Annotated in this window: 15 protein-coding genes and 1 pseudogene; 9 read left to right on the plus strand and 7 right to left on the minus strand. The window is 67.6% G+C overall.

Annotated elements, in window-relative coordinates; translation table 11 throughout:
* Both ELR45_RS26690 and ELR45_RS26695 read right to left on the minus strand, forming a co-directional pair.
* Positions 1–1,106: dihydroxyacetone kinase family protein (locus ELR45_RS26690; protein ID WP_205857332.1), on the minus strand; the 1,106-nt coding region annotated here is incomplete at its 3' end.
* Between the two features lie 3 nt (positions 1,107–1,109).
* Positions 1,110–2,048 (minus strand): sugar phosphate isomerase/epimerase family protein, encoded by a 939-nt coding sequence (locus ELR45_RS26695; RefSeq protein WP_129669031.1) that lies wholly within the window; start codon positions 2,046–2,048, stop codon positions 1,110–1,112.
* Between the two features lie 102 nt (positions 2,049–2,150).
* Between ELR45_RS26695 and ELR45_RS26700 the strand changes: the two genes are divergently transcribed.
* The 5 genes from ELR45_RS26700 (at position 2,151) to ELR45_RS26720 (ending at position 7,104) form a co-directional block, all read left to right on the plus strand.
* Positions 2,151–2,891 (plus strand): GntR family transcriptional regulator, encoded by a 741-nt coding sequence (locus ELR45_RS26700; RefSeq protein WP_205857333.1) that lies wholly within the window; start codon positions 2,151–2,153, stop codon positions 2,889–2,891.
* A 99-nt stretch (positions 2,892–2,990) separates the two neighbouring features.
* Positions 2,991–3,995 carry a 4-hydroxythreonine-4-phosphate dehydrogenase PdxA gene (locus tag ELR45_RS26705; RefSeq protein ID WP_129669032.1) on the plus strand — a complete coding sequence of 335 codons (1,005 nt, stop codon included), beginning with the start codon at positions 2,991–2,993 and terminating at the stop codon, positions 3,993–3,995.
* A 75-nt stretch (positions 3,996–4,070) separates the two neighbouring features.
* Positions 4,071–5,048 (plus strand): tripartite tricarboxylate transporter substrate binding protein, encoded by a 978-nt coding sequence (locus ELR45_RS26710; protein ID WP_129669033.1) that lies wholly within the window; start codon positions 4,071–4,073, stop codon positions 5,046–5,048.
* Entirely contained in the window at positions 5,041–5,577 is a 537-nt protein-coding gene (locus tag ELR45_RS26715) for a tripartite tricarboxylate transporter TctB family protein (protein WP_165368120.1), read from the plus strand. The genes ELR45_RS26710 and ELR45_RS26715 overlap by 8 nt, the downstream gene beginning before the upstream one ends.
* Before the next feature lie 12 nt (positions 5,578–5,589).
* Complete coding sequence (locus ELR45_RS26720; protein ID WP_129669035.1) at positions 5,590–7,104, plus strand: tripartite tricarboxylate transporter permease; 1,515 nt, start codon at positions 5,590–5,592, stop codon at positions 7,102–7,104.
* Between the two features lie 103 nt (positions 7,105–7,207).
* Here the strand turns inward: ELR45_RS26720 and ELR45_RS26725 are convergent, their stop codons facing one another.
* Positions 7,208–7,669 (minus strand): VOC family protein, encoded by a 462-nt coding sequence (locus tag ELR45_RS26725; RefSeq protein ID WP_129669036.1) that lies wholly within the window; start codon positions 7,667–7,669, stop codon positions 7,208–7,210.
* Between the two features lie 157 nt (positions 7,670–7,826).
* Between ELR45_RS26725 and ELR45_RS26730 the strand changes: the two genes are divergently transcribed.
* Entirely contained in the window at positions 7,827–8,549 is a 723-nt protein-coding gene (locus ELR45_RS26730) for a helix-turn-helix transcriptional regulator (RefSeq protein ID WP_129669037.1), read from the plus strand.
* 35 nt (positions 8,550–8,584) lie between these two features.
* Here the strand turns inward: ELR45_RS26730 and ELR45_RS26735 are convergent, their stop codons facing one another.
* Entirely contained in the window at positions 8,585–9,211 is a 627-nt protein-coding gene (locus ELR45_RS26735; protein ID WP_129669038.1) for an FMN-dependent NADH-azoreductase, read from the minus strand.
* Positions 9,212–9,294: 83 nt separating this feature from the next.
* On the opposite strand from ELR45_RS26735, the gene ELR45_RS26740 reads away from it, so the two are divergent.
* Positions 9,295–9,972 carry a TetR/AcrR family transcriptional regulator gene (locus tag ELR45_RS26740; RefSeq protein WP_129669039.1) on the plus strand — a complete coding sequence of 226 codons (678 nt, stop codon included), beginning with the start codon at positions 9,295–9,297 and terminating at the stop codon, positions 9,970–9,972.
* Between the two features lie 290 nt (positions 9,973–10,262).
* Here the strand turns inward: ELR45_RS26740 and ELR45_RS26745 are convergent, their stop codons facing one another.
* Positions 10,263–10,517 carry a hypothetical protein gene (locus ELR45_RS26745; RefSeq protein ID WP_129669040.1) on the minus strand — a complete coding sequence of 85 codons (255 nt, stop codon included), beginning with the start codon at positions 10,515–10,517 and terminating at the stop codon, positions 10,263–10,265.
* 10 nt (positions 10,518–10,527) lie between these two features.
* On the opposite strand from ELR45_RS26745, the gene ELR45_RS26750 reads away from it, so the two are divergent.
* Positions 10,528–10,974 (plus strand): G5 domain-containing protein, encoded by a 447-nt coding sequence (locus tag ELR45_RS26750; protein ID WP_129669041.1) that lies wholly within the window; start codon positions 10,528–10,530, stop codon positions 10,972–10,974.
* A 96-nt stretch (positions 10,975–11,070) separates the two neighbouring features.
* On the plus strand, positions 11,071–11,949 hold the full coding sequence (locus ELR45_RS26755; RefSeq protein ID WP_240760168.1) for a hypothetical protein: 879 nt from the start codon (positions 11,071–11,073) through the stop codon (positions 11,947–11,949).
* Positions 11,950–11,954: 5 nt separating this feature from the next.
* Here ELR45_RS26755 and ELR45_RS26760 read toward each other — a convergent pair whose 3' ends face one another.
* Together ELR45_RS26760 and ELR45_RS26765 are read right to left on the minus strand one after the other, a co-directional pair.
* The gene (locus ELR45_RS26760) at positions 11,955–13,127 is read right to left on the minus strand and encodes a substrate-binding domain-containing protein (RefSeq protein ID WP_165368122.1); all 1,173 of its coding nucleotides are present in this window, start codon (positions 13,125–13,127) and stop codon (positions 11,955–11,957) included.
* Positions 13,114–13,452, minus strand: a pseudogene (locus tag ELR45_RS26765) (heparinase II/III domain-containing protein); the annotation flags it as partial. The gene ELR45_RS26760 and the pseudogene ELR45_RS26765, both read right to left, overlap by 14 nt.

The raw sequence follows: 13,452 nt of genomic DNA on the forward strand, positions 1-13,452 counted from the left end.
GTGAGCTGGGCGGCGAGCGTCCGGGACTCGGCGGATCCTTCCCGGATCGTCTCCTGGCCGGTGACGTCGACGACCGGCCGCGGCGGCGCGTTCCGGCGGGCGGCGTCTCGGCGGAATGCGGGGGTGTCGACCGGTGCCGTCCAGAGCCGTTCCAGCTCGTCGTCGAGGAAGGTCACGGTCAGGGAGAGCCCGGCCATGTCGAGACTGGTCACATGCTCGCCGACCTCCGGGTCCACGATCTGCAGACCGGCCTCGCCCAGGCGATCCGCAACGCGGGAGTAGACGACGAACAGCTCCTCATATTTCGAGGCACCGAGGCCGTTGAGCAGCACTGCCACCCGCCCGACGTAGCCGTCCTCGCCGCGTTCCGGTTCCTCGGCCAGCACTCCGTCCACCAGAACGTCGGCGATATCCGCCGCGCTGCCGCGCGGCCGGGTCTCGATGCCGGGCTCACCGTGGATGCCGAGACCGACGCCCATCCCGCCATCCGGGACGGCGAACAGCGGATGGTCTGCTCCGGGCAGCGTGCATCCGGAGAAGGCCACCCCGAGCGACCGGGTCCGGTCGTTGGCGCGCCGGGCCAGCCGCTCGACCTCGTCCAGGGTCTGGCCTTCCGCGGCGGCGGCACCCATAATCTTGAAGACGAGTAGATCACCGGCGATTCCGCGCCGGTCCAACGCCCGGTCCGGTGGTCCGGAGGCGACGTCATCAGTGGCCGTGACGGTGCGGACATCGATCCCTTCGGCCCGCAGCCGTTCCGCGGCCTGGCCGAAGTGCAGGACGTCGCCGGCGTAGTTGCCGAAACCGAAGATGACACCGCCGCCGTTGTCGGCTGAGCGTGCCACCGAATAGATCTGCGACGCCGACGGCGATGCGAAGATGTTCCCGCAGGCCGCGCCATGCGCCATCCCCGGCCCCACCCAGCCGGCGAATGCGGGGTAGTGCCCGGAGCCTCCGCCCAGCACGACGGAGACCTCGCCGTGCGCAGAGCGGTCGGTACGGACGACGCCGCCGTGCACGCGCTGGACGTAGCTGGAATTCGCGGAGGCGAATCCGGCCAGAGCCTCGTCACAGAAGTTTCTCGCGTCGTTGCTGAGTCTGGTCATCTCTCACCCTCCGAGCTTGGCGGTCAGGATCTGACGCACGTAATCCCGGTTCCGCGCCGAGACACTCAGGCCGTCGCCACCGTAGTGCTCGACGCAGAACGGACCGCTGAAGCCGGCCTCCAGGGCCATCCCGATGGCGCGGCGATAGTCGATGTATCCGAGCTCCAGCGGAGCCGGGGCGGAGAAGTAGGCGCCGGTGGCCGGGTCATGGTCGCGGAAGTAGTTCTTGACGTGCCAGTAGTTGGCATAGGGGAGCATCTTGCGCAGCATCTCGTCCCAGTCCTCGATACCGCGGTGCAGGCGGACGATGTTCCCGATGTCGGGGTTGAGGCCGACGTTGGGCAGGCCGATCTCTTCGACCAGGTGGACGGCGCTGTCGGCGGTGCCAAGGTACGTGTCCTCGTACATCTCCAGGGAGATCTGTACGCCTAGTTCGGCAGCCCGTTCACCGATGCGGCGGAAGCCTTTGACAGCCGCGGCGCGGACGTCGTCATCGGCCGGGTCCGTGGCGCCCTCGGCGAGCCAGAACCACAAGGCGCGCTGCTGGGCCGGGGTGAGGGGGCGGTGCAGGCCGAGGCAGACGACCGGGATTCCCATGTCGGCAGCGGCATCCATTGTGCGCAGCGCGTACCCGAGGTTCATCTCGGCACGGGCGGGATCCGGGTCGATGATGCTCTTGCGCGTGACGGATATGGCACTGAACGACAGGCCGAGGTCGGCCCCCAGCGCCTTCAGGTCGCCCCGCTGTGAGCCGGTCAGGTCGCCGGGGCGCACCCACGAGTCGGTCAGATCGACGTGACTGAAGCCGGCGAGGGCGACCTCGCGGAGGGTGCCGCGCCAGTCGTCGACGTCACCGTCGGTGATGTCCGTGCCGTCCGCACGCGTGCCGGGGAACTGAAGCAATGCGGCACCTATCGGCCACGTGTCCGGGCTGAACGGCATACGGAACTCTCCTTGCGTCTGCGGCTTTGAGGTCCTGGTGGTAAGTATCGAAGATCCTATAGGACATTTGCTACCGGAACAACGGTGCGCTAACCTCCGTCCATGGCGCTCGCGGGTTCGGATATGGCACCGGCACGGCTCAAGCGGCAGATGCTCCGGGACGACGTGTACAAGACGTTGCTCGACATGCTCCTGGAGGAGCGATTGAAGCCGGGGGCGTCGTTGAGCATCGACGGGCTGGCCCGCGATCTGGGCGTCTCGCCCACTCCCGTCCGGGAGGCGCTGGTCTTTCTCGAGCACACCGGATTGGTGGCGCGGGCCGCGCTGAAGGGGTACAAGGTGGCGCCGCGCCTGTCCGCGGCGCAGATGAGCGATCTGATCGACGCACGTGCCGTGGTCGAGCTGGCTGCCATCCGGCGGGCGGCAGAGCGTGGCCAGGAGCTGCTGCCCAGGCTCCGGGAGGCGCACGAGGGGCACCTGGCGGCGACGAACGAGCTGGTACGGTCTGCCCGCGCGGGGACCGTGCCGTCCGGCCCGGCGATCCGGGCCTACTTCGAGGCCGACTGGGAGTTCCACTTGGTCGTGGTGGATGCGAGCGGCAATACGTTCCTGCGGCAGATGCTCGACGGCCTGGGTGCGCACCTGCATCGCATGATGCAGTCGGCCGGGCGGGGCGTCATGGACTGGGAGGTCGCCCTCAGCGAGCATGGCCGGGTGCTCTCCGCGATCGAGGCGGCCGAGCCGGACCGGGCGGTCGAAGCGATGCGTCAGCACCTCGCCGGAGTGCAGGGGCGCGCCCTGGCGGAGTTCGCTCCGGACGACGAGCGCGACCAGATGTCCTGACCGACCCTTGTCAGCGGCTGTGAGCTATGGCACAGTCCTTAATCACATTCCATATAGGATCTTTGATCTACGGAGATCGTCGTGTCCGAAAGGAGTCCCATGTCCGGGATACGTGGGCACCGTCCGCGCATCGCCCTCACACCGGGCGATCCATCCGGTATCGGTTTCGAGCTCGTGGCCAAGCTTCTCGCCGAGCCGTTCAACTTGGCGCGGGCGGATGTATCCGTGCTGGCCAGTGCTGAGGAGCTCAGTGCCGCCGCGGCCGAGACGGGGGTCGTGGTCCCGCTGGCCGGCGAGCCGCACGCCGAAGCCGCCTCAGCGGTCGGCAGTGCGCTGGCCGACCGGCCGTTCGTGCGAGGCGAGGTGACCAGGCAGGCAGGCGAGCGTGCTCTCGCCGACCTGCGGTCTGCGGTGGAGATGTACCAGCGGGGCGAGATGGATGCCATCGTCTTCGCCCCGTTGAACAAGTCGGCGCTGTCGCTGGCGGGCATGGAGGACGAGGATGAGCTTCGCTGGTTCGCCCGTGGACTCGGCCATGACGGCACCACGTCGGAGCTGAATCTGGTCCCTGGCTTGATGACGTCCCGCGTTACCTCCCATATACCCCTGCGCGACGTGGCGCAGCACATTAGCGCCCGTCGTGTCGCCGCCGCCATCCGGCTCCTCAATGACGTCGTCCGTGCCTCCGGCGTCGAGCGGCCGCGGCTGGCGGTCTGCGCCCTCAACCCGCACGCCGGTGAGAACGGGAAGTTCGGCACCGAGGAGGGCGATCACATCGCTCCCGGCATCGCGCTGGCCGCGCACGAGGGGATCGACGCGGCCGGCCCCTACCCGTGCGACACCGTCTTCATCCGGGCGCGTGACGGTGGCTTCGACGGCGTGGTGACCATGTACCACGACCAGGGCCAGATCGCGATGAAGCTCATGGGGTTCGACCAGGGCGTCACGGTCCAGGGCGGATTGCCGGTCCCGATCGTCACGCCGGCGCACGGCACCGCGCACGAGATCGTCGGTCAGGGGATCGCCAAGACCGGGCCGATCCAGCGCGCGTTCGACGTCGCACTCACCCTGGCCGGCACGCGCCCTGTATCCGAAGGGCACTGACCACCCGAGACATGCCGACTCCTGAACCTTCCCAGCCGCCCGTGCGGCGCTCGCCGCCTTCTCGAGGAGGAGAAGATGATCGATCGACGGACTACTGCTTCCCTGCTGGCCCTGGCCGCCACCGGCCTACTCGTGCTGTCCGGTTGCTCAGGCAACGCGCAAGGCGGTGAGGGCGATGGTGGCTCGCCCGGCCGGAACATCACCATGATCGTGCCGTTCTCCGCGGGTGGCGGCTCTGACCTTGCAGGTCGCGCCATCGCGCAAGGGCTGGAGGACGTCACCGGCTCCACGGTCACCGTGGAGAACATCGTGGGCGGTTCGGGCGCGGTCGGCTACTCTGACCTGCTGGCCAAGGAGGGCGACGGCACGACCCTGCTGGCCAGCGAGACCGCCCTGATGACATTGCCCGTGGTCCAGGACGTCCAGTTCAGTCACGAGAGCTTCACACCGATCATGAAGGTCGGCGAAGATTACAACATCGTCGTCGTGGCGGCCGACGCATCGTACGAGACATGCATGGACGTCGTCGACGCCGCCGCCGAGTCGAGCCTGACCGCAGCCGTCTCCGGGGCCACCGGGCCGGACCACATCGCGTGGAGCCTGATCGAGGATCAGCATGACATCTCGCTGGAGCGGGTGACCTTCGAGTCCAGCGCAGAGGTGACCGCAGCGTTGCTGGGGGGTCACATCGACGTCGCCGCCACCAGTCCGGGGGAGATCGTCGGACAGCTCGAGTCGGGCGATGTGAAACCGCTGTGCGCGCTCGCCCCGGAGCGTTACGAGTACGAGCTGCTGGCGGACGTTCCCACCGGAGCGGAGCAGGGCATCGATGTGACGTTCGCGCAGTGGCGAGGGTTCATCGCCGCCGGCGGTGTGTCGGAGGAGCACGAGCAGTACTGGATCGACGCCGCCCGCGAATACGCCGAGACCGATGCCTACGAGACCTACATCGAGGACAACATGCTCCAACCGCAGGTCCTCTACGGTGATGAGTTCCGCCGCTACCTCGACGAGTACCGCCAACAGGTGGAGGCGGTGCTCGGTGATGAGTGAGGCGGGACAACCGGTCCGGCGCGCACCCACGAAGTCCGACGCGGTCGGGACCGCATTCCTCGCCGCAATCGGCGCGGTCGCCCTCGTCATGGGGCTCGGCTACGGCATGTTCGGCGACGGTGGCCAGGTCGGGCCGGGGTTCCTGCCGTCGGTGGCGGGCGCGTTCATCGTCGTGGCGTCTGCGGCCGAGCTCCTTCGGATGTACGTTGCCGCAGACAGGATCCGCGCTGCGGCAGCACAGGAACGTCCGGCCGGCGATGAACGCGACACGTTCGGCCGGACCGCGAACGAGCGGACTTTCGCGGTGACCCAGGTGTTCGGGATCGTCTTCGCGGCCCTGCTGCTGGTTCCGGTGGCCGGGCTGCTTCTGTCGCTGGCTGCGATGGTCCTGGTCATCACGGTGTGGGTGGAACGTAAGCCGGTGCTTCCGGCCGTGCTCTGTACCGCCGGCTCGCTTGGACTGGCGTACGCCGTCTTCGTCCAGTTCCTTGGCGTGCCGGTCCCCACGGGCACGCTCGGGCTGCTCTGACTGGGAGGACCCGTGTTCGACAATCTTCAACTCGGACTCGAGACCGCGATCAGTCCCGAGAACCTGCTGTGGTGCTTCGTCGGTGTGATGCTGGGCACGGTGATCGGGATGCTGCCGGGCTTGGGCTCGGCCACCGGCGTCGCCATCCTGCTCCCGGTCACCCTCGGCATGGAGCCGGTGACGGCGCTGATCATGCTCGCCGGCATCTACTACGGCAGCCAGTACGGCGCATCGACCAGCTCCATCTTGATCTCAACGCCGGGTGATTCCTCGAGCGTTGTGCTGACGCTGGACGGCTACCAGATGGCAAGGAAGGGGCGTGCCGGTGCCGCCCTGGCCGTCGCCGCGCTGTCATCGTTCCTGGCAGCGGTCATCTCGCTCATCGGCCTCATGGCGCTGGCGCGGCCGATCGCGGATCTCGCGCTGGAGTTCGGGCCACCGGAGAACCTGGCGGTGATCCTGCTCGGCCTCGCCACGATCGTCTCCTTCGCCGGCGAGAACATGCTGCGCAGCCTCATCATGGCGGCTGTCGGGCTGCTTATCTCGATGGTCGGCGTGGCGTCGGGCTTCACGACGGCGCGGTTTACCTTCGGCAACGTCAACCTGCTCAGCGGGCTGGACTTCGTCGCCGTGATGATCGGGATCTTCGCCATCGGCGAGGTCCTCCAGCAGATCCATCGAGGTGGTGATCCGCCGATCCGGGCGCGGTTCCGTGACCTGATGCTGACCAAGGACGAGTTCCGCCGGTCGATCGCTCCGGCGTTCCGCGGCACCGGGCTGGGCTTTGGTCTCGGCGTGCTGCCGGGTGCGGGGGCGACGCTGGCCACATTCATGTCCTACGGCCTGGAGAAGCAGGTCAGCAAGAACCGGAAGGAGATCGGCAAGGGCGCGGTCGAGGGGGTGGCCGCACCAGAGGCGTCGAACAACGCGGCGGCCAACGCCAGCTTCATTCCGACACTCTCGCTGGGCATCCCGGGTAGTGGAACGACCGCCGTCTTGCTGGGGGCGTTCGTCATCTTCGGCCTCCAGCCGGGACCCCAGCTGTTCGACCAGCAGCCGGACCTGGTCTGGGGACTGCTGGTGTCGTTCTTCTTCGGCAACTTGCTGCTGCTGATCCTGAACCTGCCGCTGGCGCCGGTGTTCGCCCAGGTTCTGCGGGTGCCGTACAGCTATCTGTATCCGATCATCCTGTTCATGGCCCTCATCGGCGCGTTCGCCATCGGCAACAACACGTTCGCGCTCTGGGTCGTCTTCGGAGCCGGGGTGTTCGGCTACTTCATGAAGCGATTCGACTTCCCGGCTGCGCCGCTGGTTCTGGGGCTGGTCTTGGGGCCGCTGCTGGAACGGTCATTGGTGCAGACGTCATCGATGGGACGGGGAAACCTGCTGATCCTCTTCGAACGGCCGATCTCTGCGACGTTGACCGTCGCCGCGATCCTGGCCATCCTCGCGCCGGTCCTGCTCCGAGCTGTGCGCAGACGGCGCCGGTCAGCGCTGACGTCGGAGCGGGAAGAGATTCGGCAGTGACGGATCAGTATCGTGGCCCGTTGCCTGGCGTTGTTACTTTAGCTATCAAGCCGCTCTAACGGGTCATCAGGCATTATCGCCGCTCATTTTCACGTCTGGGTAGTCAGGTGATGCAGAACTCGTTGCCTTCGACATCCTGCATGACGAGGTGCGACGTGCCGTCCTCGTTGTTTACCCGTCCGATCAAGGTGGCGCCGGCAGCGATCAGCCGCTTCGCCTCGTCGTCCTGGCGGGCGGCCCTCTCTTCGGGTTCGAAGCCTCGCCCCACCCTGATATCCAGGTGCATCCGGTTCTTCACGACCTTGTCTTCGGGTACGGCCATGAAGAAGATGTCCGGACGCGTGCCGGTGGTGTCGATGATGGCGCGAGACTGATAGCGCAGGTTCTCCGGGAGGTTGTTGGCGTCGGCCCAGTCCTCCCAGGTCGCGAAGCCTGCCGGCGGACTTCCAGGCGGTCCGGCGGGATCGCTTCCCGGGTAGTCGTATCCCTCGAGCGCCGTGAGCCAGAACCTCGACAACTTGTCGACGTCCTTGCAGTCGAAGCCGAAGCTGATCTCGTAGACCATGGATGTGTTCCTTCCCTAGGCGGCCCGGACCTGGACGTTCCGGTCTGCTGCCGATGTTGCGATATGCGCGCGGCATGCCAGACTCCAGTCTCGGCTATCCACGGTGACACCAGCATGTCACCATTTTGATGACATGCCATTCGCTTGGAGGCAGGCAGTGAACCGCACGGATCGGCTTTACGCGCTGACCGAGGAACTGCGCCGCGCCGGTACCAAGGGCCGCACCTCCGCGCAGCTTGCGGTGTTGTTCGAGGTCAGTCTGCGGACCATCAAACGAGATGTGCTTGCCCTGCAGGAATCGGGCCTACCGATCTGGGCGCAGCCGGGACCGGGTGGCGGGTATGTGCTGGACGCCGCGGCGACGCTCCCGCCGGTCAACTTCACTCCGTCGCAGGCGATCGCGGTCGCCGTCGCGCTGGCCTCAGTCAAGGACGCACCGTTCTCCGCAGATGGCGCCAGCGCGCTGGCCAAGGTCTTCGATGTGCTGGACGACGAGTCACGACGGCGTGCCGAGGCCCTGAGTGCCAGGCTCTGGATCAACGACGACCCGGCCGAACCTCCACCAGGCGCGACAGACGGCCCTCGCGCCGGCGCGCGTGCGATCGAGGAGGCACTACACCGCCGAGTCGTTGTGGTGCTGGACTACACCGACGCCCAGGGCGCGCAGACCCGGCGCCGGGTCGAGCCGATGATGATGGCACTCACCTATGGCCACTGGTACCTGATCGGCTGGTGCCGGGAGCGCGATGGAGTCCGCTGGTTCCGGTGGGACCGGGTGCGCGACGCTCGGCTCACTCCCGAACCGGCATCGGAGCGTGACCTCGCGGTCATCGGTGAGTTCCCGCCCACCGCTCGATCGATCGGACTTCGACCTGAATGAGGCAGAGTGTCAGGAGCGGCTTATCTGCGGTGAAGTCAGAAGGCCTTGGCGACCTCCCGAGCGTGAGCCTGCGCGGTGCGACGGTCCGCATCGACATCGGCAGTCACGAGGTCGGGGCGCAGCTCGATCGTGGTGATGTCGGCGACGCCGGCCCAGCGCAGCCAGTCCTCGAGGTAAGGCGCCTGGAAGTCGTTGCCGAAGCTCGGGCCTCGGCCTTCACCGTAGACGCCGCTGGTGTAGATGACGGCGGCCTTCTTCCCCTGAAGTAAGCCGCTGTAGCCCTGCTCGGGATCGAACGAGAAGGCCATCCCCGGCTGGCTGACCACGTCGATGAACTGCTTGAGGATGTAGGGCACACCATGGTTCCACATCGGGACGCTGAACAGGTACGTCTCGGCGCTGTCGAACCGCTGGAACGCCGCCTCGACGGTCTTCCACGCCCCGGCCTGCGCGTCGTCGAACTCCTGGCCGCCGAACACGGCCATCTTGGCGCCTGCCTCAGTCGGGCCGAACGCCGGCAACGTCCCGTCCCACAGGTCCCAGTGGGCGATCCGGTTGTTCGGGTGGGCGTCGCGGTAGGCGTCGAGGAAGACGTCCGCCAATGCGAGCGACTCAGAGGATTTCCCTCGCGGCGACGCGGAGATGTGAAGCAGTGCGGTCATGTGCTGTTCCCTTTCGATCGAGTCCGTCTGGTCGCCGGCGCGGTGGTTCGCGCTCGGCCAACTATCTGGACTACAGTCCGGTTATGACTGAAAGCGAGCTTACCGGACCACGGTCCGGTTATGCCAGCGGTGCGGACGAACTCCTCGTGCTGCGGACGTCTCCGCCGAAGGAGCGGGCCGACGCCGCGCGCAACAGGTCGGCCGTGCTCGAGGCAGCCGCGCGTCTGTTCGGCAGCCGCGGCGTCGACGGAGTATCCATGGACGCGATCGCGTCCGCGGCGGGGGTCGGCAAGGGGACGCTGTTCCGGCGCTTCGGTGACAAGGCGGGCCTCGCGACGGCGCTGCTCGATGAGCGTGAGCGGGAGCTGCAGGAGAATATCCTGTTCGGGGATGCCCCTCTTGGCCCCGGACGTGTCGACGATGCGCCGTCGCCCGGCGAACGCCTCCACGCGTTCGTCGAGGCCTACCTTGACTACGCCCTGACCCATCTCGACCTGGTCCGGATGTCGGAGACCGCATCTCCAGGGGCGCGCTACCGGATCGGTGCGTACCGTTTCTGGCACCGGCACGTCGCCCTGCTGCTCACCAGGGCCACACGCGACTCAGGCGTCCATGCGGATGTCGATGCCTTCGCGCACGCGTTGCTGGCACCGCTGGGTGCGGAGCACCTGCATGCCATGGTGGCGGAGCAGAGGCCGGAGCGCGTCCGGGATGCCACGCTCGCGGTGGTCAACGCGCTGCTGGCATCGCTCACTCCATGACGGTGCGCTGGAGTGGTCATCGTTGTTGGCGACTCTACGAAGGTGGTCTATCTGGACAGGGTTGAGATGAGCGCTTCAGGCCGGAAGTGGTTTTTATAACGAAGTGGTGATTCCGCGGCATTTACGTTGGTGCGAACCTGCCGTCACCAATAGCGTGCCAGCAGTCAAAGCTGATCACCGTCGCCTCAGGGCCGCTAGGAGGGCCTTGTCCGCGCGTTCGAATGACCGCCGTCCCCGATGAGGGGACTGGCTCAGATCGGTCGTGTGGCGAGGAAGTGGCAAAGGCGTCGTCAACTGTGAGAGGGGAACATATTGGACATCACATCGTCATGTCTGCGCACCGTCGTGCGGACGGCCACGTCGATCGGCATCGCGGCAGGAGTGATCTTCGGCGCGGTCGCGTGCGGGGACGGCGAGCCTTCCGGGTCGGCGTCGGTGAGCGAGTCCGCCTCGCCGACGCCGACCGCCACGCCGACGTCGAACACTCCGGAGCCGGTGGAGACACCGACGCCCACCGAGACTCCCACGCCGACGCCCGTGATCACCGTGAAGACGGTGACGGAGACGGAAGCCATACCGTTCGAGCAGGTGCAGCGCGATGACCCCGAGATGGAGGAGGGGGAGACCGCCGTCGTCGACGAGGGCGTGGACGGGGTCAAGACATTGACCTTCGAGGTCACGCTCACCGACGGCAAGGAGACGTCTCGCGAGCTGGTCGGCGAGGAGATGACGACGGAGCCGGTGGACGAGGTCCTCGCCGTGGGGACCTACGTGGAACCTGAACCGGAACCTGAACCGGAGCCGGAACCAGAGCCGGAACCAGAGCCGGAGGCTGGGTGCGATCCCAACTACGAGGGGGCGTGCGTGCCCATCGACAGTGACGTGGACTGTGCCGGTGGAAGCGGCAACGGCCCGTCCTACGTCCGAGGGCCCGTGACCGTGACCGGCACAGACATCTACGGTCTCGACGCTGACGGTGACGGGGTCGGCTGCGAGAGCTGACCCGAGGTCCAGGCCGGTTCGTCGTATCCGGACAGGACTGGCAGACTGCGCGGCGTGGCTGGAGATGCTCGTACCTGGATTGTGATGGCGCGCGACGTGTCCCATGCGGTTCGTGTCCGAGATGCACCGGTGGTCGTCCTGAGCCTCGTCTTCGACGTGGGCACCGGTCTCACGTTGGCGACATCGGTGGCGCCGACGCGCCGAGATGCGTGTGTCCGGGCGTTCAAGGCGGCGTTGTCCGAGGACGACGCGCCGTTGCCTCCGCAGCGGCCCGGTCGCGTGCTCAGCGCTGCCGCTCACATCGAGGACGTGACGAGTGCGCTCGAGGACCTGCTGACAGACGCCGAGATGCCCGTGATCGACGAAATAGTCCCCGGGCCCGACATCGAGGACGTCGTCGACTCCCTGGTGGGGCATATGTCTGGACGCCGTCAGCCCGAAGAGCGCCCGACCCCGGATGACTGGCAGCTGCTCATGACACTGGCTCTCGACTACTACCGGTCCGAACCATGGACGCGATGGTCCGACACGGACCATCATGACCTCGTCGTCAGGGTTGACCGCGTCGCCGCGCGCTACGTCGCCGTGGTCTTCGGCAAAGAGGGCATCGAGCGTGGTCTTGCCCTGCATCCCGGCGCCGTGCTGCCCGACGAACTGCTGACGTGGCAACCCGGTCAACCGGCGACGCCTGCCCAGGGCACGCTGATGTGTTACTTCGACGCGCCGTCCAAGACACCCAGCGAGTGCGCGGCGAAGGCGTACCGCTACGGCTGGCCCGCTGACGCGGACTCCGTGCCGGTGCTGCTGGTGACCGGGCCAGAGGGCGTCGCCGATATCGGACGCAGGGACAGCCAGCACGTGGCGTTGGGGCTGGCAGCCGTTCTCGGTCGTGAGTACGGGACCGAGGCCGGCGTGACAACCGCCGGTGGGTTGGACCTGGCCGATGGTGTCCCGGGTGAGTACACCGTCAGGTAAGCCGGCTACTTCGACGGCGTGGGGCGGGCCGTGGACTCGCGCACCACGAGCCGAGGCCCGATGACGACGCGATGGTTCGGGCGGTCTTCGGCCGGGTCGTGCAGGCGTGCGGTGAGTAGCTCGACGGCGGTCCGGCCGATCGCCTCCCGGTGCGGGCGCACCGCGGTCAGCGGCGGATCGCAGAGTGCCGCCACCTGGTCGTCATAGGCGAGCACGGATAGGTCACCGGGGACGTCGATGCCTCGCTCCTGACACCGCTCGACCAGAGAGATCGCCTCCGGATCCGAATGCACCAGCAACGCCGACGTCTCGCTGGCCAGGCAGGCGTCGAGGATCTCGTCCACGGTCGTCGGCCATGCGCTCTCCCGGTGGTCCACGGTCTGCATGTCCGGTACGTCGTCGGTCGGTAGCCCCAGTTCGTCGCAGGCCTCTCGCCAGCCTCGGCGTACTCGCGGCGTGTGCGGGCTACCCAGTGTCGTGATCAATCCCACCCGCCGGTGTCCCAGCGCGGCGAGGTGCCGTACCGCCACGCTCGCGCCGAGCGGATGGTCGCTGACCACCGACTCCATCGGTTCCAGGTAGGGCCCGATCGCGGCGGCGCGTTCGACCAGAACAACGGGAACGGTGGCGGACTGCAGCCATCGCACCAGCTCCTCACCTTCGGGCCCGGTCGTGGTCGGCGCGACGAGCAAGCCGTCCACGCCGACAGCCTCGACGAGCCGATCGAGCTGGCGCCGCTCGTCGGACGCCTCATAGGTGGCTCCCCGCAGGACCACCCTGACGTCCGTCTCCGCTGCTGCCTCGCGCACTCCACGGATGACATCCGGCCAGTAGTAGTCGAGAGACGGCACCACCATGCCGAAGGTGAGATGATGCGACGTCGGTGCTTGCGGCTCGCCCAGGGTGTCGGCGGTCGCGCTGTTCGATGCCGAGTTCTGGCCGTGTGCGAGATGAGCAGCCTCGGCGGCGTCCTCGTCGCGTACCGTGGCGCCGCCGTGCACACGCCGCAGCCGGCCCTGCTGTGCGAGCAGCGCGATGTCCCGGCGGACCGTGATCGGCGTGACGCCGAGGATCTCCGCCAGGTCGTTCACCCGCACCGTCCCTCGGCGGTGCAACACCTCGAGCACGCGGTCCCGGCGCTCCTCCGGAAGCAGCACCGGTGGCTCAGCCGACGTCATGCGACACCTCCAGTGTGAGAGTGAGTCTGCCGTGTACGTCGTCGCGCACGTGCAGGTCGAGCCGGGTCAGCCGCTCTCCCCAGACCTCGGCGAGCATCGGGTCGTCCAGACCGCGCTCGGTCAGCCGCCCCGTCGCCAGGTCATGGTCCCAGGTGAGGGTCACGGACCGGGCGCCGGCGAGCGGCTGAACGACGGCGCGGCCGGGCTCGGGCATCCGTACCTCGCCCGCCACCATGTACCGGACCGTGGTGTCCGCTTCGCCGCCCGCCGGATCCGTGAACGTCCAGGCGTCGTCGACGATCACACGCCGGGCGGTGCGCTCGAG

It is taken from the genome of Phytoactinopolyspora endophytica (assembly GCF_004138495.1).
Taxonomy (GTDB): domain Bacteria; phylum Actinomycetota; class Actinomycetes; order Jiangellales; family Jiangellaceae; genus Phytoactinopolyspora; species Phytoactinopolyspora endophytica.

What these genes read in the sequence shown, in the direction of transcription:
- ELR45_RS26740 (WP_129669039.1), top strand. Translation starts at nt 9,295, where the DNA reads ATGACTGAAAGCGAGCTTACCGGACCACGGTCCGGTTATGCCAGCGGT.
- ELR45_RS26760 (WP_165368122.1), bottom strand. Translation starts at nt 13,127, where the DNA reads ATGACGTCGGCTGAGCCACCGGTGCTGCTTCCGGAGGAGCGCCGGGAC.
- ELR45_RS26700 (WP_205857333.1), top strand. Translation starts at nt 2,151, where the DNA reads ATGGCGCTCGCGGGTTCGGATATGGCACCGGCACGGCTCAAGCGGCAG.
- ELR45_RS26710 (WP_129669033.1), top strand. Translation starts at nt 4,071, where the DNA reads ATGATCGATCGACGGACTACTGCTTCCCTGCTGGCCCTGGCCGCCACC.
- ELR45_RS26725 (WP_129669036.1), bottom strand. Translation starts at nt 7,669, where the DNA reads ATGGTCTACGAGATCAGCTTCGGCTTCGACTGCAAGGACGTCGACAAG.
- ELR45_RS26705 (WP_129669032.1), top strand. Translation starts at nt 2,991, where the DNA reads ATGTCCGGGATACGTGGGCACCGTCCGCGCATCGCCCTCACACCGGGC.
- ELR45_RS26715 (WP_165368120.1), top strand. Translation starts at nt 5,041, where the DNA reads ATGAGTGAGGCGGGACAACCGGTCCGGCGCGCACCCACGAAGTCCGAC.
- ELR45_RS26695 (WP_129669031.1), bottom strand. Translation starts at nt 2,048, where the DNA reads ATGCCGTTCAGCCCGGACACGTGGCCGATAGGTGCCGCATTGCTTCAG.
- ELR45_RS26735 (WP_129669038.1), bottom strand. Translation starts at nt 9,211, where the DNA reads ATGACCGCACTGCTTCACATCTCCGCGTCGCCGCGAGGGAAATCCTCT.